This is a genomic window from Phaeobacter sp. S60, from assembly GCF_000826845.1.
In the GTDB taxonomy this organism is placed as follows: Bacteria; Pseudomonadota; Alphaproteobacteria; order Rhodobacterales; family Rhodobacteraceae; genus Phaeobacter; species Phaeobacter piscinae.
This window is the reverse complement of record NZ_JSWJ01000015.1, coordinates 56,606-77,483: the sequence shown is the minus strand read 5'-3', so window position 1 is coordinate 77,483 and position 20,878 is coordinate 56,606. Positions and strand designations below refer to the sequence as shown.

At 63.8% G+C, this 20,878-nt stretch carries 20 protein-coding genes; 5 read left to right on the top strand and 15 right to left on the bottom strand.

Going from position 1 to position 20,878, the window contains the following annotated elements; translation table 11 throughout:
- Positions 1–121 precede the first annotated feature (121 nt).
- The 10 genes from glpD to OO25_RS14970 all read right to left on the bottom strand — a co-directional run bounded on the left by glpD (position 122) and on the right by OO25_RS14970 (position 9,866).
- Entirely contained in the window at positions 122–1,711 is a 1,590-nt protein-coding gene (glpD, locus tag OO25_RS15010; RefSeq protein ID WP_040180923.1) for a glycerol-3-phosphate dehydrogenase, read from the bottom strand.
- On the bottom strand, positions 1,704–2,489 hold the full coding sequence (locus tag OO25_RS15005; protein ID WP_040180921.1) for a DeoR/GlpR family DNA-binding transcription regulator: 786 nt from the start codon (positions 2,487–2,489) through the stop codon (positions 1,704–1,706). Before OO25_RS15005 ends, glpD begins: the two co-directional genes overlap by 8 nt.
- A gap of 94 nt (positions 2,490–2,583) precedes the next feature.
- The gene (locus tag OO25_RS15000) at positions 2,584–3,690 is read right to left on the bottom strand and encodes a DUF1513 domain-containing protein (RefSeq protein ID WP_040180919.1); all 1,107 of its coding nucleotides are present in this window, start codon (positions 3,688–3,690) and stop codon (positions 2,584–2,586) included.
- 4 nt (positions 3,691–3,694) lie between these two features.
- Positions 3,695–4,813, bottom strand: a complete 1,119-nt coding sequence (locus OO25_RS14995) for an imelysin family protein (protein ID WP_040180917.1) — start codon at positions 4,811–4,813, stop codon at positions 3,695–3,697.
- Positions 4,813–6,453, bottom strand: a complete 1,641-nt coding sequence (locus tag OO25_RS14990) for a di-heme oxidoredictase family protein (protein WP_242407051.1) — start codon at positions 6,451–6,453, stop codon at positions 4,813–4,815. The genes OO25_RS14995 and OO25_RS14990 overlap by 1 nt, the downstream gene beginning before the upstream one ends.
- A 235-nt stretch (positions 6,454–6,688) precedes the next feature.
- Positions 6,689–7,957 carry an imelysin family protein gene (locus tag OO25_RS14985; protein WP_040180916.1) on the bottom strand — a complete coding sequence of 423 codons (1,269 nt, stop codon included), beginning with the start codon at positions 7,955–7,957 and terminating at the stop codon, positions 6,689–6,691.
- An 82-nt stretch (positions 7,958–8,039) separates the two neighbouring features.
- The gene (locus OO25_RS14980; RefSeq protein ID WP_040180914.1) at positions 8,040–8,546 is read right to left on the bottom strand and encodes a hypothetical protein; all 507 of its coding nucleotides are present in this window, start codon (positions 8,544–8,546) and stop codon (positions 8,040–8,042) included.
- Complete coding sequence (gene hemP / locus OO25_RS14975; protein ID WP_036767300.1) at positions 8,543–8,719, bottom strand: hemin uptake protein HemP; 177 nt, start codon at positions 8,717–8,719, stop codon at positions 8,543–8,545. Before hemP ends, OO25_RS14980 begins: the two co-directional genes overlap by 4 nt.
- 5 nt (positions 8,720–8,724) lie before the next feature.
- On the bottom strand, positions 8,725–8,877 hold the full coding sequence (locus OO25_RS22995) for a hypothetical protein (RefSeq protein ID WP_158524458.1): 153 nt from the start codon (positions 8,875–8,877) through the stop codon (positions 8,725–8,727).
- Positions 8,878–9,044: 167 nt separating this feature from the next.
- On the bottom strand, positions 9,045–9,866 hold the full coding sequence (locus OO25_RS14970) for a LysR family transcriptional regulator (RefSeq protein WP_040180912.1): 822 nt from the start codon (positions 9,864–9,866) through the stop codon (positions 9,045–9,047).
- A 93-nt stretch (positions 9,867–9,959) separates the two neighbouring features.
- Here OO25_RS14970 and OO25_RS14965 point away from each other — a divergent pair, with 93 nt between their 5' ends.
- Positions 9,960–10,871: an MBL fold metallo-hydrolase gene (locus OO25_RS14965; RefSeq protein WP_040180911.1), complete on the top strand. Its 912-nt coding sequence runs from the start codon at positions 9,960–9,962 to the stop codon at positions 10,869–10,871.
- Positions 10,872–10,933: 62 nt separating this feature from the next.
- On the opposite strand, the gene metG is transcribed toward OO25_RS14965, so the two are convergent.
- The 3 genes from metG to OO25_RS14950 all read right to left on the bottom strand — a co-directional run bounded on the left by metG (position 10,934) and on the right by OO25_RS14950 (position 14,536).
- Positions 10,934–12,652, bottom strand: coding sequence for a methionine--tRNA ligase (metG, locus tag OO25_RS14960; RefSeq protein WP_242407050.1), 1,719 nt, complete (start codon positions 12,650–12,652; stop codon positions 10,934–10,936).
- 114 nt (positions 12,653–12,766) lie between these two features.
- Complete coding sequence (locus OO25_RS14955; protein WP_040180908.1) at positions 12,767–13,990, bottom strand: MFS transporter; 1,224 nt, start codon at positions 13,988–13,990, stop codon at positions 12,767–12,769.
- A 144-nt stretch (positions 13,991–14,134) separates the two neighbouring features.
- On the bottom strand, positions 14,135–14,536 hold the full coding sequence (locus tag OO25_RS14950; protein ID WP_040180907.1) for a rhodanese-like domain-containing protein: 402 nt from the start codon (positions 14,534–14,536) through the stop codon (positions 14,135–14,137).
- 207 nt (positions 14,537–14,743) lie between these two features.
- Between OO25_RS14950 and OO25_RS14945 the strand changes: the two genes are divergently transcribed.
- Positions 14,744–15,787 carry an aldo/keto reductase gene (locus OO25_RS14945; protein ID WP_040181015.1) on the top strand — a complete coding sequence of 348 codons (1,044 nt, stop codon included), beginning with the start codon at positions 14,744–14,746 and terminating at the stop codon, positions 15,785–15,787.
- Between the two features lie 86 nt (positions 15,788–15,873).
- Here OO25_RS14945 and OO25_RS14940 read toward each other — a convergent pair whose 3' ends face one another.
- Positions 15,874–16,965 (bottom strand): GlxA family transcriptional regulator, encoded by a 1,092-nt coding sequence (locus OO25_RS14940; protein WP_040180906.1) that lies wholly within the window; start codon positions 16,963–16,965, stop codon positions 15,874–15,876.
- Between the two features lie 132 nt (positions 16,966–17,097).
- On the opposite strand from OO25_RS14940, the gene OO25_RS14935 reads away from it, so the two are divergent.
- A complete protein-coding gene (locus tag OO25_RS14935; RefSeq protein ID WP_040173734.1) occupies positions 17,098–18,015 on the top strand; it encodes a 3-keto-5-aminohexanoate cleavage protein in 918 nt (305 codons plus the stop codon).
- A gap of 61 nt (positions 18,016–18,076) precedes the next feature.
- Here OO25_RS14935 and OO25_RS14930 read toward each other — a convergent pair whose 3' ends face one another.
- Positions 18,077–18,550, bottom strand: a complete 474-nt coding sequence (locus OO25_RS14930; RefSeq protein WP_040180904.1) for a DUF1203 domain-containing protein — start codon at positions 18,548–18,550, stop codon at positions 18,077–18,079.
- Between the two features lie 74 nt (positions 18,551–18,624).
- Between OO25_RS14930 and OO25_RS14925 the strand changes: the two genes are divergently transcribed.
- Together OO25_RS14925 and OO25_RS14920 are read left to right on the top strand one after the other, a co-directional pair.
- On the top strand, positions 18,625–20,100 hold the full coding sequence (locus OO25_RS14925; protein WP_040181014.1) for a carnitine 3-dehydrogenase: 1,476 nt from the start codon (positions 18,625–18,627) through the stop codon (positions 20,098–20,100).
- Positions 20,097–20,870: an SDR family oxidoreductase gene (locus OO25_RS14920; protein ID WP_040180903.1), complete on the top strand. Its 774-nt coding sequence runs from the start codon at positions 20,097–20,099 to the stop codon at positions 20,868–20,870. Before OO25_RS14925 ends, OO25_RS14920 begins: the two co-directional genes overlap by 4 nt.
- Positions 20,871–20,878 lie beyond the last annotated feature (8 nt).

Genomic DNA, 20,878 nt, shown 5'->3' with positions numbered 1-20,878 from the left:
GGCTGATACTTTTTATGGGCGTTGCGCAGGGGGCGGACGCATAGGGAGTGGAAGTGTTGCGGACGGGTTAAGGCGTCGGGGCATGAAACGGCCCGGCACCCACCCGTCCCAGAAACGGCACTCAGGCGGCCAGATCTGCGGCCTTGCTGCGGATATATGCGTCGACCGTCGCGCGCTCTTCCTCGCTCAGGCGCAGGGCCAGTTTGGTGCGGCGCAACAGGTAATCCTCGCCGGTGCGGACCCATTCGTGGGTGATGGTCCAGTCGAGTTCACGGGCGGTGATGGTGGCGCCGAAGGCCTGGCCGAGATCGGCAGCTGTGGAGGCTGTGCCCAGCACGTCCCAGGCCTCTGTCCCATAGGCGCGGATCAGGCGGCGGGTCGCGTATGGGCTGAGGAAAGGATAGTCCTGCGCCAGTTTCGCGGTCAGTTTTGCCACGTCCCCAACCGGGAAATCACCGCCGGGCAGGGCAACGCCTGCGGTCCAGTCGGGGGGCAGATCGGGGAACACCGTTGCGATCTTTTCCAGCGCGGCCTCGGCCAGTTTGCGATAGGTGGTGATCTTGCCGCCAAAGACATTGAGCAGCGGCGCGGCGCTGTCGTTCAGGGTCAGCACATATTCGCGGGTGGCGGCCGTGGCAGAGCTGGCCCCATCGTCATAGAGCGGGCGCACGCCGGAATAGGTCCAGACGATATCGTCGCGGCTGAGCGGATTGGCGAAATATTGCGAGGCGAAATTGATCAGGTAATCCTGTTCCTCCGGCGTGCAGGTCGGGGCCGTCTGCGGGTCGGGGTGGTCGGCGTCGGTGGTGCCGATCAGCGTGTAGTCTTCCTCATAGGGGATGGCGAAGATGATGCGCCCATCGGTGCCCTGAAAGAAGTAGCAGCGCCCGTGGTCATAGAGTTTCGGGACCACGATATGGCTGCCGCGCACCAGACGGACGCTTTCGCGGCTGTTCTGGCCCAGTTTCTGACGCAGCACATCTGCCACCCAGGGGCCGCCGGCATTGACCAGCATCTTGGCACGGCGCTGCGAGGTTGCGCCCGTGGTGATGTCTTCAAGGTCAATCACCCAGTGGTCCGCATTGCGGGTGGCGCCGGTGACTTTGGTGCGGGTCATGATGTCGGCGCCGCGGGCCTCGGCGTCGCGGGCATTCAGCACCACCAGCCGCGCGTCTTCGATCCAGCAGTCGGAATATTCAAAAGCGGTCTTGAACTTCGGGTCCAGCGGGCGGCCTGCGGGATCGCTGGCAAGATCCAGTTTGGAGGTGCCGGGAAGGATGCCGCGTTTGCCGAGGCTGTCGTACATGAAGAGGCCCAGACGGATCAGCCAGGCCGGACGCCGGCCCTTCATCCACGGCATGATGGTGGTTAGCAATTTTGAGGTTGGCGTGGTGTTGTCAAAGCGCATGTCCTTGTGGAAGGGCAGCACAAAACGCATCGGCCAGGAGATATGTGGCATCGCCTTCAACAGCACCTCGCGTTCGATCAGCGCCTCACGCACCAGCCGGAATTCGAAATATTCAAGATAGCGCAATCCGCCATGAAACAGCTTGGTCGAGGCGGAGGAGGTGGCGGAGGCGAGATCGTTCATCTCTGCCAGCGCAACAGATAGGCCGCGACCGGCGGCGTCACGGGCGATGCCGCAGCCGTTGATGCCGCCGCCGATAATGAAAAGATCGGTGATTTGGTCTTGAGCGTTTGTGTTAGACATTTTCGCTACTTTCGTTTTCGCCAACCCAAAGGATTTGCGTGCCTGCGGCCTTTGCCGCGCGGGAAAATTCAGCGGGGACGGGGCGGTCGGTGACCACCACGTCGAGATCGGAGATATCGCAGATGCGGACCGGGGCGGTGCGCTCGAACTTGCTGCCGTCGCAAACGAGCACGCGCTTGCGGGCGTTTTTAAGAATGGCGCGGGCAACGGCGACTTCGCGCGGATCATGGTCAAGGATGGCGCCATCGGCATCCATGGCCGAGGCGCCGATCACCGCGATATCTACCTTGTAGCGGGCAATAAACTCCAGCGCGTCCTCCCCCACGATCGCGCCGTCGCTTTGCCGGATAGCCCCGCCGACAAGCACCAGTTCCTTGCTCTCGTCTTCCATCATCATATTGATAATATTAATGTTATTAGAGAGGACAGTAAGGCCGCGATGACCGGAGAGGGCACGCGCCACTTGTTCGGTTGAGGTGCCGATATTGAGGGTGACGGCGCAATCGTCGGGGATCAGATCAGCGGCGAGGGCAGCCATGGCGCGTTTGCCGCGGGCGTTCAGCTTGCGCCGTTCGGCGTAGTCGCGGTTGGCGCCACTGCTGCTGCGGACCGCGCCACCATGCACGCGGGAGAGCGCGCCACGGGCAGCCAGATCGCGCAGGTCGGTGCGGATTGTTTGCAGGGAGACGCCAAAGCGCTGCGCGAGGTCTTCAACCTCGACCCGGTCCTGTCGTGTCAGGAGGTCCAGAATGGCGGCCTGTCTGTCGGTTGCGTCCATGGGGGATCCTTTCGCAGGCTTATCTAGGCCTCCGGTTGCGAAAAGTCACGGGTTATTTTCGTTTTGCTTTCGTTTTACTTTCTTGGCTGGCTGATCAGGCAATCGGGATCAGATGGTTGTCCCAAGCGAGATCTGTGCGGGCCCGGATGTGTGGCGGACGATCAGCTTGGCTGGTGCTCAGCTGTGCCAGCAGCCCCTGACCGGTGGTGACGACAAAGCCATTTGCGTCACTGGCCAGCCCGCAGACATCCGCGAGGCGGCGTTCCCGCAGCAGCGCGCCGGTGGTGCAATCGGCGATCTGCACCACGCCGCCGCGCGGGGAGGTGACGGCGATCTGTGTTCCATCGCGGGAAAAGGCGATGGAGCCGCCATAGCCGTTAAGGTTGCGCAGGCGGGGGTCATCTTCTGCCATCAGACGCGCTGCTGCACCGGGGCGGTGCAGGCCGATGATCGGCAGATCCGCGCCCAGATCACCCTGCCACTGCATCGCAAACCCCACGGCGCCATCGGTGTGGATCGACAGATGACGGATCGAGTTCAGGCGCAGGTCTGCATCGAGAATCAGCTGGTCCCGCAGGGTGCCCTCAAGGCTGAGGTAGCTGAGGTTGGGTTGCATCGTGGCGAGGTTCAGTTTCGCACGGCCGCTGTCGGGGTGGGTCTGAATGCCGCCGTTGGCCACCACCAGATCGTGCTGGCCGTCAGGGCGGGTGCGCAGGCGGATATCATGCGGGCCAATGCCGCCGGAGGCATGATCGTCGATCCGGCGGTAACCATCGCTGGCGTCCCAGATGCCGATCCGGCCATCGCCGCTTTCAAAGGCGTTTTCGGTGGTGAAGAGGGACCTGCCGTCCGGGGAGAATACGCCATGGCCATAGAAGTGATGTCCGGTGGGTGGCGTGAGCCGGGCCAGGGCGGCACCGGTGCGGCAGTCGATCACATCCGCGAACTGTCCGGGACGGCGGGCAAAGGCAACCGCCTCCGGGCGGGTCGGATGCGCGGCTGCGGCATGGCCCCGCGCGGGCAGCGGGTGGCGAAACAGGATGCCGCCTGCGTGATTCAGACCAGCGAGGAGGAAACGGCCGTCGGAGGATTTCCCCGCAGAGAGATAGGCCGGATCTCCGAGGTCGGCCCAGCTGGCCTGCGGCGCCATGCCTGCGGCCAGAAGACCGGCAAGAAACCCGCGACGGGAAGGGCCGGCCATAGGGTCAGTCCCCGTCGAGGGAGTTGAACCCTGCGGTGACGCCGAGTTTCGGGCCAAGCCGGGTGGTGATCAGGCTGCGCAGGTCGCTGACGTCCTGCTGCACGGCTTCGATGCGGAAGCGGCGGGCAGGATCGGCCACCCCGGCGAGGGAGGGATCGTCCAGCGCGCTGGCGCGGGTCAGCGCCTTGGCAAAGCCTGCGTGGATATCCTGCATCAGCGCGGGGTCGCCTGCGGCGAGGGCAAGGGCGAGCGGTTCCATCGCGGTGAGGGTCAGCACGATGTGGCGCTGGCTGCGGGCGGAACGGCGGGCCTCGGCACGGTTGGGGCGGGGGGCGTCGAACTGGCCAAGGGGACGCCCCAGCCGCATATCAACCAGCACCTGAAACCCGGTGGTCAGGGTTTTGAACAGCTCCTGCCGGATCTCCGCCTCCGATTGGTAGCGGTTGCCCGGAGCGGGGCTGACCAGTGTCACGGCATAGCTGTTGTGCCAATCGTCGCGGATCGCGGCACTGGTGCGGGCGATGTCGGCGCTGATGGCCGCAACCAGGGCGCAGCGCTGGTCTGCGCTGCCTTCGGATTGGATCGCCGCATCGAAGAGGAGATATTCCAACGCGTAGAAGCCGCGCAGAGCGACCGACTGGCTCGCAAAGCTGTCTGCATCGGTGAGGGTGTCGCGGGTGGCCTCGGTGAGGGCGCGACGCAGGGTGCCGGGGATTTTGTTGCGGCTGTCTGGCCAGAAGGCGAGGGCAAAGGCGCGGTTGTCGGTCTCGGTTGGGCCAAAGCGCAGATGGCTGGCAGCGATCCAGGCGTCAAAGGCGCGGGCAAAAGCGTCACGCAGGGCCGGATCATCCGGGGTGCAGTGGCTGGCAGCAACCTCGGCCAAGGTGGCGCTTTGGGCGGCCAGCCGGTCGAAGCCGGGGAGAATGTGGTGGGTCAGCACCCAGTCCACCTGCTGCGCAGGGTTGAGGGCTTCGGGCGGTTGCTCCGGAGTGGTGACCGCCGGGGTGTCGGTCTGCGCAAGGGCCGCCTGTGGGGGCAGGGTGGCGCAGACCATAGCGGTCGCAATGGTCAGGGCGACAACACGCAACAGGCGCGTAGGTGACGGGGGCGTGGGCTTGGGCATCAGAGCGACTCCAGAAAGCGGATCAGATCGGCGCGGTCTTCGGGCGCAAGGCCCACCACGGTGTCTCGGGCGGATTGGGCTTCGCCGCCATGCCAGAGGATGGCCTCCAGCAGGGTGCGGGCGCGACCATCATGCAGGAAACCTGCGCGCGGGTTCACTTGCTGCACCAGCCCGATCCCCCAGAGCGGAGCGGTGCGCCATTCGCGCCCGGTGGCGCGGGCTTCGGGGCGGTGGTCAGCAAGGCCCTCGCCCATGTCGTGCAGCAAGAGGTCGCTATAGGGCCAGATCAGCTGGAAGCTCTGCGCAGGTTGCGCCTCCAGCCGGTTGGTGACGAATTTTGGCGTGTGGCAGCTGGTGCAGCCTGCGGCGTAGAACTGCGCCTTGCCGCGCAGGACGGCGGGGGCGTCCGGGTCGCGCCGGGCAGGCACGCCGAGGTTACGGCTGTAGAAGGTGACCAGATCCATATTAGGCTGGTCAATCTCGGTCTCGCGGATGTCATCGCCGCCGTGCGGGGCGTTTTGACAGGCGGTCTGCGCGGCGGTGCAATCGCCGGAATGGGCCGGAAACAGCGGTGTGGAGATGCCAATATCGCCGGAAAACGCGGCGGCGGATTGCTCATGCACCGTGGGCTGGCCGGCCTTGTAGCCAAAGCGGCCCAGCATGATCCGGTTGTGTTCCGCTGACCAGACCAGATTGGCGCGCCCGGAGATACCGTCGCCGTTGCTGTCATCCTCATCCACGCCTGCCAGAAGGTCTGCGGCGGGGATCGCCTCCAACAGGCCGAGGCCAATCATGCTGGGGGCGACGCGCGGCGACAGCATGGCGTCCTTGTGCAGCGGGCCATAACCGAGGGTATTGGCGCTGTAGTCGGGGCGGTGCAGGGTGGCGGTTTCGCCACCTGCGAGCGCAATGATCTCCTCTCTATAGGTGACGCCAAGGCGATATTCGGGCGCGATACCGGGGGCGGAGAAATCCTGCATCTGGCCGCCATAGGTCGGCTCTGGCGCGGTGCCGATATAGTCGGTGATCGCCTGCATCTGGTCCGGCACCGGGCCGGGGATGGAGACGCGCAGAAACATCGTGGTCGAGACATAATCCGGGCCATCCGGCACATGGCCGCGCCCGTCCTTCAGGTGGCAGCGCTGGCAGGAGCGCGCGTTATAGAGCGGCCCCAGCCCGTCAGAGGCGAGGGTGGAGGCCGGGGAGAACACCCAGATCTTCTTGAACAGCCCATTGCCGAGTTTGAATTCCAGCTCTTCCTCAAAGCTGAGGTTGGCGCTGTGCTGGGAAAATGCCTCGTCATCGGTGCGGGCGCGCACGGTGGCTGCGCCTGCGGGCAGGGCCTCATAGGGTTCGGGCTGGTCGAACTGCGTTGTTGGGCGGGTGACGGCGCGAATGCGGGTCTGTTCCGCGTCGGTGCGCGGCAGGCTGGCGAGATGCGGATCGGAGAGATCTGTGTAGGGCGCCGCCCCCTGTGCGTGGGTTGCATCGCCCTCTGGTGCGTCCCCTGCCAGGGTTTCCGACAGCGCAGTGGTTTGCGTGTCGGCCAGAGTGGGAAGCGGTGCGATCAGCGCGAGGAGGCTGAGACCCATCAACAGCTGGGACAGATGCGGGCGGTGGGGCGACGGGGAAACGCGCATGCGGGCTGGGATCACTTCTATTGGCGGGGCGCGGGGCCTCCTGACCTTGGATAGGAGGATCCGGAGCTGGCATCAACTCTTGCGGGGTGGACAATTTGTCCGGGTTGTTCGGGGTGTCCGGGTTGTTGGGGCGAATTGATGCTGCAAACGGGCCGCGCCAGAACGCCAATAGCAGGGGCCACGCATTGCGCCGCCCCTGCCGTATCTTTGCTGCCGTGGCAGCCCTTGGCCCGTCTTACTGGAAAACGGCTGTCGGGTTGTCGAGCGAGTCGGAGCCTTCGATGGCGACTCCATCCAGATCCAGCGCCGTCACCACCCGTTCGATGGAGCGGGTCTGATCGACCAGACCGTTGACGCCGCCCATGACCAGCGCTTCGCCTGCTTCATTGCCCTGTTCCAGCATCTGGTCGTAGGAGAACCCAGCCTCGGCTGCGGTCTTGATCTGACCCAGAGCGCGCATGGTGGTCGAGAGCTTGCTGCGCATCTCGCCGTCCAGTGCCGGGTCGATCTCCTGCACCAGATCGGAGAGCGACGCGCCGGAAACCATGCTGCCGTCGGTGCGGATGTATTCGCCCAGATAGACGTTCTGCACGCCCAGACCATCGTAGTAATGGCTGTTGTGGGTGTTGTCGGAGAAGCAATCATGCTCTTCCTCAGGATCGTTCAGCATCAGGCCAAGGCGCATACGCTCACCAGCGGTTTCGCCGTAGGAGAGCGAGCCCATGCCGGTCAGCATGGCGGTGATGCCTGCGTTTTCATCCGACAAAAGCGTGCCGCGGGCTTCGCCTTCGGAGCCCCATTGTGCGGTCATCCACTCCAGATCGGAGATCAGCAGATCGGTCGCCGCCTTCAGGTATTCACCGCGGCGGTCGCAGTTGCCGTTGGTGCAGTCTTCGCCTGCAGCATAGTCGGTCCAGGCGCGGTTGCCAGCGCCGTGGTCGGTGCCGTTCAGGTCCTGACCCCAGAGCAGGAATTCGATGGCGTGATAGCCGGTTGCCACATTCGCCTCGACGCCGTCGGCTTCGTGCAGAGTGCCCTCGAGCAGCGCAGGCGTGATGGCGCTGGCGTCGATGGATTTGCCGGACAGCTCAAAGCTGGGGTTGGCAACAATGTTCAGCGCCGCAAGGGTGTTTTCATCGGTCGGACCACCGTAGCTGGCATCGACATAATCAATCAGGCCTTCGTCCAGCGGCCATGCGTTCACTTTGCCTTCCCAGTCATCGACGATGGCGTTGCCAAAGCGGAAGACCTCGGACTGCTGATAAGGCACGCGGGCGGCGAGCCAGGCCTTGCGCGCGGCCTCCAGTGCCTCAGCCGAAGGTTCGGCGATCAGCGCGTCAACGGCGGTCTGCAGGGTCTTGGCCGTGGCCAGGCTGTCCTGATATTTGGCGTGCGCAATGTTTGCGTAGGTGGTCAGCACCTCAGCCTTGTCTGCCGCAAAAGCGGGAGCCGCAACTGTGGCGAGCGCTGCAACAGCAGTACCTGCGAGAAAATGCGATGTCATTAGAGCGTTCCTTAAGGGTTAGTCGAGATGGTATGATGTGAACGGGTTACAGGGGAATGGTGGCTGTCTGGCACTGGGACCGTCAGTGAAGGGTGGTCGAGAGCGGCTGCAGCTGCGCGGGATGCGCGGCGGGGCCAGCTGTCTGGTCGCTCAGCTGATCCAGGATCAGGCCAATTTTGGCGGCGAGGACGGTGGCGCGCTGCGCCTGTTGTGGCTGGACGATCAGGGCGGCGAAGAGATTGGCATCCTCATATTCGCCATGCGCGGCTGCACCGACCAGATTGGCAAAGCAGTTTTCATCAGCACCAAGGCAGGTGCAGGTCATCCCGTGACGCACCAGCGGGCGGCGGCCCTCGGTGACGCAGAAATTGCACAGACGCCCGAAATTCTCATAGGCCTGACGGCCCAGCACCGGACCAAGAGCGGCTTGCAGATCTTGGCGCAGCGCAATGCGGCTGTCCGGGCCATTGAACCAGTGGCGCAGGTTACGCACGGCCATGGCCTCCAGGGCGGGCAAATCTGTCAGCAGGCCGACAGTGGCCCCGCCCCGTGGTGCCGCAGATGTGGCGGATGTGCTGTTGGAAATCATTTTGTCAGGATCAGCTTTCCGGCGCGGGTGATCCGCAGGCTGTAGATCTGGCCATTGAGCAGGATGCGAGCCTGATTGCCACCACGGGCGAGTTCCTCGGCGTGGTAGGTCGGGAAAACTTCGGTGGCTGCGGTTGTGGTGGTGGCGGCGTGGTCAAAAGTCATCTGGTTCATCAGGGTCACCCGTTTCGGTTTTCCGACCGATCCAGATACCATTCCAGGCAAAACCCCTGATCACCGCGCGGCAGCCCGTAGGCGTGCAGGCTGACCGGCGCGCGGGTGCCCTCAGCGGGGCGATGGCGCAGGGAGAAGAATTGCAGAAGAAACGACACTGGACGATCTCGGTTGATTTGCTAACAGTCGGGCTGGCTGCACAATCACAGGTTGGCTGAACTGCTTTATACCTGACTTATTTAATCAGAATCGTCAACCTGACTTTTTTAGTCAGATTAAGATTTTTACGGGTCTTCTTCAGCGCATGGCCCGGTGGCGGCCGCGATCAGGGCGAACTGTAAGCCGCTACCAGCCTGTCAATGAAGAGCCGCAGCCGCTGCGGCAGCGGACGGCGGTCCGGGTAGACCAGATACAGCGTGAGCTGGGTTTCCACGCCGGCAGGCGGCGGGGCAAGATCCAGCTGCCCCGAGGCATGGTCGGTATCGCACATCGGGCGCGGAAAACAGCCACGTGCCGCGCCGGAGCGCACCAGTTCCAGAGCGAGCGCAAAGGATTCGCAAGCAATGCGGCCCACTTCGCGCCGGTCCGTCAGGTGCCGCGCCAGCGGGCCGAGAATTGGCAGGTCGTCATTTGCCAGCTGTCCCGGCGGCGCTGCCAGCACCACTGGCGTCTGAGACAGCACACGGGCAATCAGGCTGTCGCTGCCCGGGCGGTTGCCGCGCAGCGCAAGATCAATGCCATCGGCCATGAAATCGGCTGGGGTGTCATCCACCGTTATGGTGATCGAGATCTGCGGATAATCGCGCAGGAAGTCCGACGTCAGCGCCGCCAGTGGCGCCATCGGCAGCGCCGTGGGCACCGAGAGGCGCAGCAGGCCGCTGGCCTTGGCCTCCGCGGCAACCAGATCGCGGGCGGCGTCGATCTCGTCCAGCGCGCGGCGGCAGCGGTCCAGAAACAGCGCGCCGGCCGGCGTCAGCGCCACGCGCCGGGTGGTGCGATCCAGCAGGCGCACCCCCAGGCTTTGTTCCAGGCTGCGAATGCGGCTGGTGACCGTGGAGGCGGGCAGCCCGAGGCGGCGCGCAGCCGCGGCAAAGCTGAGCTGACCCGCAACCTCGGCAAAGGTTTCGATGTTTTGAAGACGATCCATTAAGCGAAATATCCGTTCAAAGTCTTCAGTATTAAACCGATTATTCCGCAATATGCGAGCGTTTACTCCTGTCGGATATCACAGGAGAACACAATGAACAGACGTCAAGTGTTGAAGAGCGGCGCGGCCCTGACCCTGAGCGGCGGCTTGCCCGCTGTGGCGCGGGCGGCGCAGCCGGATGTGTCGCTGCGCTGGTTGGGCGGGGCCATGCTGGAGATTGAGGCTGCGGGGCTTCGGGTGCTGACAGATCCCTGTCTGGGCGAGGGGCCTGAGGCTTTTGTCATGGGGGATCCGAATGAGATGTTCGATCTCGCGCGCGGGCCGAACGTAAAACCACACGCGAGGCTCACCCCGTTTCCGGGGCTGCGCCACGACCGCTATGATCTGGTGCTGCTAAGCCACGCCCATGAGGATCATTTCGATCAGGCGGCGCAAGCCTGGCTGGACCCGCAGCTGCCGATGCTGGTGCCCGAGCATGACCTTGCAGCGGTGCGGCAGAAGGGGTTTGCCGCCAGCGCGCTGGCCCATGGCGAGACGCGGCGGATCGAAGGGCCTGAGGGGGTGCTGCGGATCACGGCCATGCCTGCGGTCCATTCAGAAAACCCGGAGGTGGCGCGGTTGCTGGGGCTCGGCAACGGCTATCTGATCGAGGTGGAGACGGGCTTGGGCGTGACGCGGATCTATTGGGCAGGGGACAGTTTTCTGGTGCCGCCGGTCTGGCAGGCTCTGAGCGCGGCGCAGGTTGCGGGGGCGGGTCTGCTTGATGTCTTTATCCCGCATCTGGGCGCGGTTGGCGGGGCGGGCGCGCTAGGGCAGATCTCCATGGATGGGGCGCAGGCGGCAGATTTTGCGCAGCGGCTGGCGCCAAAGGCGGTTCTGCCGATCCATCATTCGACCTATGCGCTCTACCGGGAAGGGCCGGAGGTGTTGCGGCAGCACCATGCGGAGCTGGCCCCGCGCTGGCAGCTGCGGATGCCGCCGGAAGGGGCGCCGATCCACCTTTGAACGCAAAAAAGGCCGCTCCCGGTGGAGCGGCCTTGGTCATTGTCAGAGGGCGGGCCCTGAAATCAGTCGCGGGTGCCGGAGAAGCGTACCTGCCATTCCTCGCGCTGCTCGTCGGTGATTTTGGCAAAGAGCACCTCCGGCACGGTGAAGGCGTGACCTGCGGGCAGCGCGGAGAGGGCGGCGGCCACATCGTCGGGCCAGCTGCGATCCTCGGTCTGGAGGGCAGCCAGCAGACGCTCGGTCGCATCGGGGATGAACGGGGCCGACAGCACCGCGTAGAGCCGGATCAGGTTGAGGCCAAGGCGGACCTGAGCGGCGGCCTGATCGGGGTCGGTTTTGAAGACGGACCAGGGCGCCACGGATTGCAGGTATTCATTGCCCGCAACCCAGATCGCCCGCAGCTCCTGCGCGGATTTGCGCACGTCCATGGCGGCCATATGGCCCTCATAGGCGGTGACGCGGGTGCTGATCTCATCAATCAGGGCCTGTTCGGCCTCGCCGTAGTCATTGCCCGCTGGGACTTCCTCGCCGTATTTGGAGCGGCAGAATTTGGTGATGCGGCTGACGAAATTGCCCAGCACGTCCGCCAGATCCTTGTTCACAGATTGCTGGAAGTTCTCCCAGGTGAATTCGGAATCGCTGCTTTCCGGGGCGTGGGACAGCAGCCACCAGCGCCAGTAATCAGCGGGCAGGATTTCCAGCGCCTGATCCATGAACACGCCGCGCCCCTGCGAGGTGGAGAACTGGCCGCCATCGTAGTTCAGGTAGTTGAAGGATTTCAGGTGGTCGACCATCTTCCACGGCTCGCCGGAACCAAGGATGGTGGCCGGGAACGACAGGGTGTGGAAGGGGACGTTGTCCTTGCCCATGAACTGGACGTATTTCACATCATCGGCGCCCTTGTCTGTGCGCCACCAGCGCTGCCAGTCGGCGTCTGATTTGCCGTTGGCGTCAGCCCATTCGCGGGAGGCGGCGATATATTCGATGGGGGCGTCGAACCAGACATAGAACACCTTGCCCTCCATACCGGGCCAGTCCTGATCGCCCTTCTTGACCGGCACACCCCAGTCGAGATCACGGGTGATGCCCCGGTCCTGAAGCCCGTCGCCATCATGCAGCCATTTCTTGGCGATGGAGGTGGTCAGCACCGGCCAGTCGTGTTTGCTGTCGATCCAGGCGTCGAGCTGATCCTTCAGCTGCGACTGGCACAGGTACAGGTGTTTGGTCTCGCGCACTTCCAGATCGGTGGAGCCGGAAATCGCGGAGCGCGGATCGATCAGATCGGTGGGGTCCAGCTGCTTGGTGCATTCCTCGCATTGGTCGCCGCGGGCGCGTTCATAGCCGCAGTTGGGGCAGGTGCCCTCGATGTAGCGGTCGGGCAGGAAGCGGCCATCGGCGTGGGAGTAGACCTGTTTTTCGGTGACTTCGCGGATCAGCCCCTGCTCGGCCAGCTTGCCTGCGAAATGCTGGGTCAGCGCGTGGTTCTGCGGGCTGGAGGAGCGTCCGAAGTGGTCAAAGCTGAGGCCGAACCCTTTGGCGATGCCGGCCTGAACCTCGTGCATTTCGGCGCAATAGTCAGCCACCGGCTTGCCTGCCTTGGCAGCGGCCAGCTCGGCGGGGGTGCCATGTTCGTCGGTGGCGCAGAGGAACATCACCTCATGGCCGCGTGCGCGCTGGTAGCGAGCATAGAGATCTGCGGGCAGCTGGCTGCCGACCAGATTGCCCAGATGCTTGATCCCGTTGATATAGGGGATCGCCGAGGTAATGAGAAAGCGCGCCATATCATCCATCCAACTAAAGCTTTGCTGGCCCGTCTAGCGCATGGCGCTGCCGCCGAAAACCCCGCTGTGGGACTTGTGGCTAATTTCCCCGCCCTGAAGGGGGTCGCAGACCGTCTAGCGCCGCTCGCGGGAGCGTTTGAGCAGGCGGCCAATGGTGAAGGACGTGCGCGGCGCATAGACGTAGCGGGTGCGGTCCTCGGGTGCGGGGCGGGCGCGCATCCGCGCGAGGCCAAAGACGATCAGCCCGAGATGGCCCACCGCAACAAAGGCAAAGAGCGCGCCGGGGCCGTAGTTGTCGATCAGGGCCGAGGAGATCAGCGGCGAGGCGATGGCGCCAAGGGCGTAGAAGAACATCAGCGCGGCGGCCAGTTCAATCCGCTGCTGCGAGGTGGCAAAATCATTGGCGTGGGCAGCAGAGACCGAGAAGATCGGCATGGTGGTGAAGCCGAAGAAGGCGGCAGAGGCCATCACCGCGAGAGTGCCCATGCCGCTGGCAGCCATGGTGACGCCGCAGGACAGGATCGCCACCACGGACAGCCAGATCAGCACCCAGCGACGGTCGTATTTATCCGCCAACCAACCCAGCGGGTATTGCGCCAGCGCGCCGCCAAGCACGAAGGTGGCAAGGAAGAAGGCGATCTGCCCAACCTCCAGCCCGACCTCCTGCCCGTAGATCGGACCAACCATGCGGAAGGACGCGGAGCTGAGCGCGGCAACGATCACACCGGCAACCGCCAGGGGTGAGCAGGCCCAGGCGAGTTTCGGGCGCAGCCTAGGCGCATCGGGGATGTCGGGCTGGCTGACCTTGGTCATGGTGAGCGGCAAGAGCGCCGCGCAGCAGAGGATCGCCAGCAGGTTATAGGACACATAGGCGGCAGGCGGCAGCACTGCGATCAGCAGCTGCGCCACCAGCGAGGCGGAGAGATCCACGATCCGATATGACCCCATGGCGCGACCACGGGTTTCATTGGTGACCTTTGCGTTGAGCCAGGATTCGATCACCGTATAGCAGCCTGCCACACAGAGGCCGGAGGCGATCCGCATTGCGGCCCAGGCCAGCGGATCCTCTGTCAGCGTGTGGCCGATCAGCCCCATCGCGCCAAGGGCGGTACAGACGGCAAAGGCCCGGCTGTGGCCGACATTGCCCATCAGGCGCGGCACCCACCAGCAGCCGATGAAAAACCCCAGGAAATGCGCCGAACCGAGGAAGCCGATCTGTTCCTTGTCAAATCCCAGTGTCAGACCAGAGAGCGCATCCAAGGGACCCACGCCGCCGGTCGACAGCTGCAACAGGATCACCGAGAGAAACAGCGCCGCAAAGGAAATCATCATCCGCATAATGGCCAGTCATGACCGCTGCGAGGTCAGATTGCACGGGTGTTTCCGACATTTTCCCGATTGGCGTGTCGTATTGTGTCTGGTTTATGTCCGGCGCGGCAGATTTGCCGCGCCGCCAGCGACGGACCGGGACAAGGGGGCGGCTCAGTCGGCGCGTTGCGCGATCTCACCGCCCGCTTTGCTCCAGGCGGTAAACCCGCCCTCAAGATGCATCACCGGGGCAAGGCCCATCTCCATTGCGGCCTTTGCGGCCAGCGCAGAACGCCAGGCGCTCGCGCAGTAGAACACATAGGTCTTGTCCTGATTGAAAACCGGCTTGTGGTAGGGGCTGTCAGGGTCGATCCAGAATTCCAGCATCCCGCGCGGGCAGGAAAATGCGCCAGGAATCATGCCGCTGGCTTGCAGTTCGCGGATATCGCGCAGGTCGATGAAGACATAGGCGTCATCGGACACCGCAGATTTTGCCGTGTCGATGGACATGGTGTCGACGATGGCATTGGCCTCCTCAAGGAGGGTTTTGACGCCTTTGGTGATGGTCAGGGGCATGTTGGGATCCTGTGCTTATTGGCTGGGGTGGTCCGGTTCCTGCGGCAGGCTGGGGCAGGGCGCAGCGCTTGGCAAGGGGGCAGAGGCGCGCAGGTGAAGCTGGCCCGTGGCGGGGCGATCCGGTTGCATCACGCCGGGCCTGCGCTAGTGTTTGCGCTGACAGGGGCCATTGGTGCCCTCCGCAGCTGCAACAACAGGATTTCGATCATGAAGATGAACCCGCTTGGCCGCACCGGCATGGAGGTGTCGCAGATCTGTCTTGGCACCATGACCTTTGGCACCCAGACGGGGGAGGCGGATGCCCATGCGCAGATTTATGCGGCTTTGGCAGCAGGGGTGAATATCCTCGATACGGCGGAAATGTACCCGGTGAACCCGATCAGCGCCGAGACCATCGGTGACAGTGAGGCGATCATCGGCAATTGGAACGCGCGCACCGGGCGGCGGGGGGAGTATATCCTTGCCACCAAACACTCCGGTGAGGGGTTGCAGGCGGTGCGGGAGGGCGCGCCGATCACGGCTGAGACCATCCCCGCTACGATCGAAGGTTCCTTGCGGCGGCTGAAGACGGATTACATCGACCTTTATCAGTTTCACTGGCCAAACCGGGGCAGCTATATGTTCCGCAAGAACTGGCAGTATGATCCGGGCGGCGATGACCGGGCCGAGGTGCTGGACAATATGGCGGGCTGTCTTGAGGCGCTGAAGGCGCAGGTGGATAAGGGCAATATCCGCGCCTTTGGCCTGTCAAACGAAAGCGCCTGGGGTACGGCGCAGTGGTTGCGGCTGGCGGAGGAGACCGGCGGGCCACGGGTGGCGTCAATCCAGAACGAATATTCCCTGTTGTGCAGGCTGTACGATACCGATCTGGCGGAGCTGAGCCTTTATGAGGACGTCGGCTTGCTGGCGTTTTCGCCACTGGCGACGGGGTTGCTGACGGGGAAATATCAGGACGGTGCGGTGCCGGAGGCCTCGCGCAAGACGCTGAACCCGGAGCTGGGCGGGCGTGACACGGATCGGGTTTATCCGGCGGTGGCGGCCTATCTGGAAATCGCCAAGCGTCATGGGTTGGATCCGGTGCATATGGCGCTGGCCTGGTGTCACACGCGGCCGTTCATGGCCTCGGCCATTTTTGGAGCGACCACCTTGGCGCAGTTGCAGCATGTGCTGGCGGGGGCGGATGTGACCCTGTCGCAGGAGGTGCTGGAGGAGATTTACGCGGCCCATCGCGCGCATCCCATGCCCTATTGATTGGGGCGGGGACGGCCTGACTTTGAATGCAAGACGGGCGACCCAGAAGGGCCGCCCGTTGTCATAGAGTATTATCCCAGCCTCTCTCAGTAAGAGCCGGTGGAATGGCGTGGCAGCGGGCCGCTTTGGCGCAGCGGGCTTTGGCCTTGTGACAGCGGCGCCTGACTGAACAGTGGTTTGCTGGTGGCAAGACGTGTGGGCGCGGCGCTGGTAAGGCTTGCCTGCCGCAACTCGCGGGCTGTGGTGCCATGGGCGGTGCGGAAGGCGCGGGCAAAGCTGGACTGGGAATTAAAGCCGGTCGCCAGCGCCACCTCCATGATCGGCAGATCCGTGTCGGTGACCAGCCTGCGGGCCTCAGCCAGACGCAGTTGCAGGTAATGGTCCTGCGGCGTGGTGTTCAGGCGCAGGCGGAACTGCTGTTGCAGGCTGCGGGTGCTGGTGCCCAGTTCCTCGGCGATCTCGCGCAGCGGTTTTGGGTCATCCAGCGCGGCCTCCATCAGGGCGTTGGCCCGTGCGGTGAGCGACGAATGCTTGGAGCTGCCAAGGCGGCTTTGCGGGCGCTCGGTGGAACCGGGGCCGTCATAGAGGAACAGGCCGGCCACGCGGGAGGCAAAGCCCGCGCCATGGCGGCTGCCGATGATATGCAGCATCATCTCGATCGCGGGTGTCGCCCCGCCGGAGGTCATGCGCCCCTCGGAGAGGGTGAAGCGGTCATTGCGGCACTGCACGCCGGGGAAGCGGCTGGCGAAATTGTCCAGATCTTCCCAATGGGTGGTGGCGGGATGGCCGTCCAGAAGACCGGCCTCGGCCATCAGCCAGGGGCCGCCGTCGATGCCCGCAATGGTCGTCCCACCCGCCGCCAGACGGCGCAGGCCAGCCAGCAGGCTGGGGGTGGCGTGGCGCGCGAGTTGGAAGCCGGCGATCACAATCAGCAATTCGCAGCTTTGCAGGCGCGCCAGCGGGATGCCTGGCACGCTGAGGCCGCTGGTCAGCATCGCAGGTTCGCTGGTGGCGGTGACATAGTCCCAGTCGAAGGCGCCACGACCGGCCAGCCGATTGGCTGCGCGCATGGGATCGACAGCCGCGGCGAAGGACAGGGTGTTGCTCTCATCAAGCACCAAAACAGCCGTTTTTAGCGGCTGATTCTCGGGCTGGAGGATGTTTTTTGCGGATTTCATCAAGTTCGATTCGCATGTTGACTAGTGGGTGCAACAAGGCTGCGGCACTGTCGAAAACAACACAAACAGGAATCTGGGGGCAGGCTTGGGGATAACTCTGGCACAACCCTGTACATCGAGGGGAAAACCAAAATGCCTCTGAATATGGCCAAAAACGTCTTCATCACCTGCGCTGTCACCGGCTCTGGCGGCACTCAGGATCGCAGCCCGCATGTGCCCCGTTCGCCCAAGGCGATCGCCGAGAGCGCCATTGCGGCGGCCAAAGCCGGGGCGGCGATTGTCCATTGCCATGTGCGTGACCCAGAGACCGGCGCGCCCTCGCGCGATCTGGCGCTTTACCGTGAAGTGACCGACCGGATCCGCGAGAGCGACACCGATGTGGTGCTGAACCTCACTGCTGGCATGGGCGGTGACATGGTGTTTGGCGATACCGAAAACCCTCTGCCGCTGAATGAGGTGGGCACCGATATGATCGGCGCCACGGCCCGAATGGCGCATGTAGCCGAATGCCTGCCGGAGATCTGCACGCTGGATTGCGGCACGATGAACTTTGCCGAGGCCGATTACGTGATGACCAACACGCCGGGCATGCTACGGGCGATGGGTCAGATGATGACCGATCTGGGCGTGAAGCCGGAGATCGAAGCCTTTGATACCGGTCATCTGTGGTTCGCCAAGGAATTGGTGAAGGAAGGCGTGTTGGCCAGCCCCGCTCTGGTTCAGCTGTGCATGGGGGTGCCCTGGGGGGCGCCCAATGACCTCAACACCTTCATGGCGATGGTGAACAATGTGCCGAGCGATTGGGATTGGTCTGCGTTCTCGCTGGGGCGTGATCAAATGGCCTATGTTGCGGCCTCCGTCTTGGCGGGCGGCAACGTGCGGGTTGGGCTTGAGGACAACCTGTGGCTTGGCAAAGGGCAGTTGGCGGAAAACTGGCAACTGGTCGAACGGGCGGGCACCATCATTGAGAATATGGGGGCCAAGCTGATGGGGCCGGATGAGGTGCGCGCACAGCTGGGGCTGGTCAAACGCGCGCCGGTGGCGAAGTAGTGTTTGTACCGTGGGCAGGATGCGGATGGCCGCGCGACTGACTATCACGCGACCCCTGAGGTCAGTCTGCGCGGTGAATGCGGCAGAGAAAGCAGTTGTTGCTGGCGCTGCGCAGATCGACAAAGGCGATGTCATCGCGCGACAGCAGCTCTTCGGCATAGGCCGTGAGTTCGGTGCGCGGTGTCACCGCGCCCGTGCCGTAGATGATCCTCTCATCCGAGTCATAGCCGCGCAGGATATACTGAGGGGCGGTGAGGAAGGCGGGCACCTCTGGCGAGGGCGCGGCGGGCGCGCAGAGCGGATCGCAGAGATAGATCGGTCCGGTTTCCGTAAAGGGGTTGCGCCCGGCAAAGGGGCGATGCGCCAGCGCCAGAAACGGCTTGCCTGTGGGCACGTGCTGCAAACAGTGGCGACAGGGCATGCCGCCCTCTTCGGCGCTGGGATGGCGCTCAACCGGGTCGCCATAGCTATCGAGCCCTGTGCGGTGGATCGCTTCGACTGCCGCGCTGGGCAATCCGAAAAAATGAAGTTTCATGAATGGTCTCCTTTCTCGCGGACTGTGCCTTTGTGCAGCCCGGTAAGGCGACCCGAAACATGCGGGAAAGCGATATGACAAAAACAGCAGCAATCATCGGTGGTGGGGTTATTGGCGGCGGATGGGCCGCGCGGTTCCTTTTGAACGGTTGGGACGTGCGGGTGTTTGATCCCGATCCGGAGGCCGAGCGCAAGATTGGCGAGGTTCTGGCCAATGCGCGGCGCAGTTTACCAGGGCTTGGCAATGTGGCGCTGCCTGTGGAAGGCCGCCTCAGCTATCACGCCACCATTGAGGACGCGGTGGCCGGGGCTATCTGGATTCAGGAAAGCGTGCCGGAGCGGCTGGAGCTGAAACAGAAAGTCTATGGCGCCTTGCAGGCGCATGTCGCGGCGGATGCTGTTATCGGCTCGTCTACCTCCGGCTACAAACCATCGCAATTGCAGGATGGCTTCAGCAATGCCGCCCAGATCGTGGTCGCGCATCCGTTCAACCCGGTCTACCTGATGCCGCTGGTGGAGCTGGTCACAACCGAGGCCAACCCTACAAGCGTGATCGACAGCGCCAAGGCGATCATCACTGAGATCGGCATGTATCCCCTGCACCTAAAGAAGGAAATCGACGCCCATGTGGCCGACCGGTTCCTGGAGGCGGTCTGGCGCGAGGCGCTGTGGCTGGTGAAGGATGGCATCGCCACCACCGAAGAGATCGACAACGCGATCCGCTATGGCTTTGGCATTCGCTGGGCGCAGATGGGACTGTTTGAGACCTATCGCGTGGCCGGCGGTGAGGCGGGCATGAAGCATTTCATGGCGCAGTTTGGCCCGGCGCTGAAATGGCCCTGGACCAAGCTGATGGATGTGCCGGAGTTCACCGATGAGCTGGTCGATCTGATTGCAGGCCAGTCGGACGCGCAGTCCGGTCAGCATTCGATCCGCGAGTTGGAGCGTATTCGCGATGACAACCTTGTGGGGATGATGCGGGCGCTGGGCGCCAATGACTGGGGCGCTGGCGCGCTGCAGAACGCCCATGACGCGGGGCGCGAGGGGGATGCAGGTTTGGTGCGGTCGCTGGATGCGCTTGACGATTTGAGCCAGCCGGTGCTGACCCAGAGCCGGATCGTGCCTTTGGATTGGACCGACTACAACGGCCATATGACCGAGAGCCGCTATCTGGATGCCTTTGCGCAATCCACCGACCGGCTGATGATGATCATCGGCTGCGATGCAGAGTATATTGCCAATGGTGGCAGCTACTTTACCGCTGAAACCCATATCCGCCATATCGATGAGGTCCATGCGGGCGACCCGATCCAGGTGAAGACCCGGGTGATCATGGGGCAGGGCAAGAAAATGCATCTGTGGCATGAGATGTATTCCGGCGAGCGTTTGCTGGCCACCGGCGAGCACATGCTGCTGCATGTGGACCTGAAAACCCGCCGCTCCACCCCGCCTGCGCCGCAGATCGAGGCCAATCTGGTGAAGCTGGCGGAGGCCCATTCCGGGTTACCAGCCCCTGAGGGTCTGGGCCGCGCGATTGGGGCGCCCCGGTGAGCGCTGAAGGGGGGAGCCGGGTTCTGATCACCGCCGGTGGGTCTGGGATTGGCCGCGCCATGGCGGAAGGCTTTGCCGCCGCCGGGCATCAGGTCTGGGTTACGGACGTCAGCGCTGAGGTGCTGGCGGATGTGCCGAAGGGCTGGCGCAGCACAGCAGTGGATGCCACCGATGAGGCCGGGGTCAGGGCGCTGTTTGCGGAGATATCTGAAACCTGGGGCGGGCTGGATGTGCTCTGTGCCAATGCAGGGATTGCCGGACCGACAGCGCGGATTGAGGACGTGGCACTGGAGGATTGGCGCAAATGCGTGAGCGTCAACTTGGAGGGCTGCTTTCTGGCCGCCAAATACGCGGCCCCTATGATGAAGGCGGCTAGGGCCGGGGCCATCATCGTGACGTCGTCAACCGCGGGCCAATACGGCTATCCGAACCGGGCGCCGTATGCCTCGGCAAAATGGGCTGTGATTGGCCTGATGAAGACGCTGGCGATGGAGCTGGGGCCGTTTGGTATCCGGGCCAATGCGATCTGCCCCGGTGCGGTGGAGGGCCCGCGGATGGAAGGTGTGCTGGAGCGTGAGGCAGCGGCCAAGGGGATGACGCGCGATCAGGTCTATGATGGCTATGCCGCGGGGACGTCGATGCGGTCCTTTGTCGAGGCGCAGGATATTTCCAATATGGCGGTGTTTCTGGGGTCGGACGCAGCGCGGTTGGTGTCAGGGCAGGTGATTGCGGTGGATGGCCATACGGAGAACCCGGATCCCAAGGTGTGAGGTGAGCT

What these genes read in the sequence shown, in the direction of transcription:
- glpD (WP_040180923.1), bottom strand. Translation starts at nt 1,711, where the DNA reads ATGTCTAACACAAACGCTCAAGACCAAATCACCGATCTTTTCATTATC.
- OO25_RS15005 (WP_040180921.1), bottom strand. Translation starts at nt 2,489, where the DNA reads ATGGACGCAACCGACAGACAGGCCGCCATTCTGGACCTCCTGACACGA.
- OO25_RS15000 (WP_040180919.1), bottom strand. Translation starts at nt 3,690, where the DNA reads ATGGCCGGCCCTTCCCGTCGCGGGTTTCTTGCCGGTCTTCTGGCCGCA.
- OO25_RS14995 (WP_040180917.1), bottom strand. Translation starts at nt 4,813, where the DNA reads ATGCCCAAGCCCACGCCCCCGTCACCTACGCGCCTGTTGCGTGTTGTC.
- OO25_RS14990 (WP_242407051.1), bottom strand. Translation starts at nt 6,453, where the DNA reads ATGCGCGTTTCCCCGTCGCCCCACCGCCCGCATCTGTCCCAGCTGTTG.
- OO25_RS14985 (WP_040180916.1), bottom strand. Translation starts at nt 7,957, where the DNA reads ATGACATCGCATTTTCTCGCAGGTACTGCTGTTGCAGCGCTCGCCACA.
- OO25_RS14980 (WP_040180914.1), bottom strand. Translation starts at nt 8,546, where the DNA reads ATGATTTCCAACAGCACATCCGCCACATCTGCGGCACCACGGGGCGGG.
- hemP (WP_036767300.1), bottom strand. Translation starts at nt 8,719, where the DNA reads ATGAACCAGATGACTTTTGACCACGCCGCCACCACCACAACCGCAGCC.
- OO25_RS14970 (WP_040180912.1), bottom strand. Translation starts at nt 9,866, where the DNA reads ATGGATCGTCTTCAAAACATCGAAACCTTTGCCGAGGTTGCGGGTCAG.
- OO25_RS14965 (WP_040180911.1), top strand. Translation starts at nt 9,960, where the DNA reads ATGAACAGACGTCAAGTGTTGAAGAGCGGCGCGGCCCTGACCCTGAGC.
- metG (WP_242407050.1), bottom strand. Translation starts at nt 12,652, where the DNA reads ATGGCGCGCTTTCTCATTACCTCGGCGATCCCCTATATCAACGGGATC.
- OO25_RS14955 (WP_040180908.1), bottom strand. Translation starts at nt 13,990, where the DNA reads ATGCGGATGATGATTTCCTTTGCGGCGCTGTTTCTCTCGGTGATCCTG.
- OO25_RS14950 (WP_040180907.1), bottom strand. Translation starts at nt 14,536, where the DNA reads ATGCCCCTGACCATCACCAAAGGCGTCAAAACCCTCCTTGAGGAGGCC.
- OO25_RS14945 (WP_040181015.1), top strand. Translation starts at nt 14,744, where the DNA reads ATGAAGATGAACCCGCTTGGCCGCACCGGCATGGAGGTGTCGCAGATC.
- OO25_RS14940 (WP_040180906.1), bottom strand. Translation starts at nt 16,965, where the DNA reads ATGAAATCCGCAAAAAACATCCTCCAGCCCGAGAATCAGCCGCTAAAA.
- OO25_RS14935 (WP_040173734.1), top strand. Translation starts at nt 17,098, where the DNA reads ATGCCTCTGAATATGGCCAAAAACGTCTTCATCACCTGCGCTGTCACC.
- OO25_RS14930 (WP_040180904.1), bottom strand. Translation starts at nt 18,550, where the DNA reads ATGAAACTTCATTTTTTCGGATTGCCCAGCGCGGCAGTCGAAGCGATC.
- OO25_RS14925 (WP_040181014.1), top strand. Translation starts at nt 18,625, where the DNA reads ATGACAAAAACAGCAGCAATCATCGGTGGTGGGGTTATTGGCGGCGGA.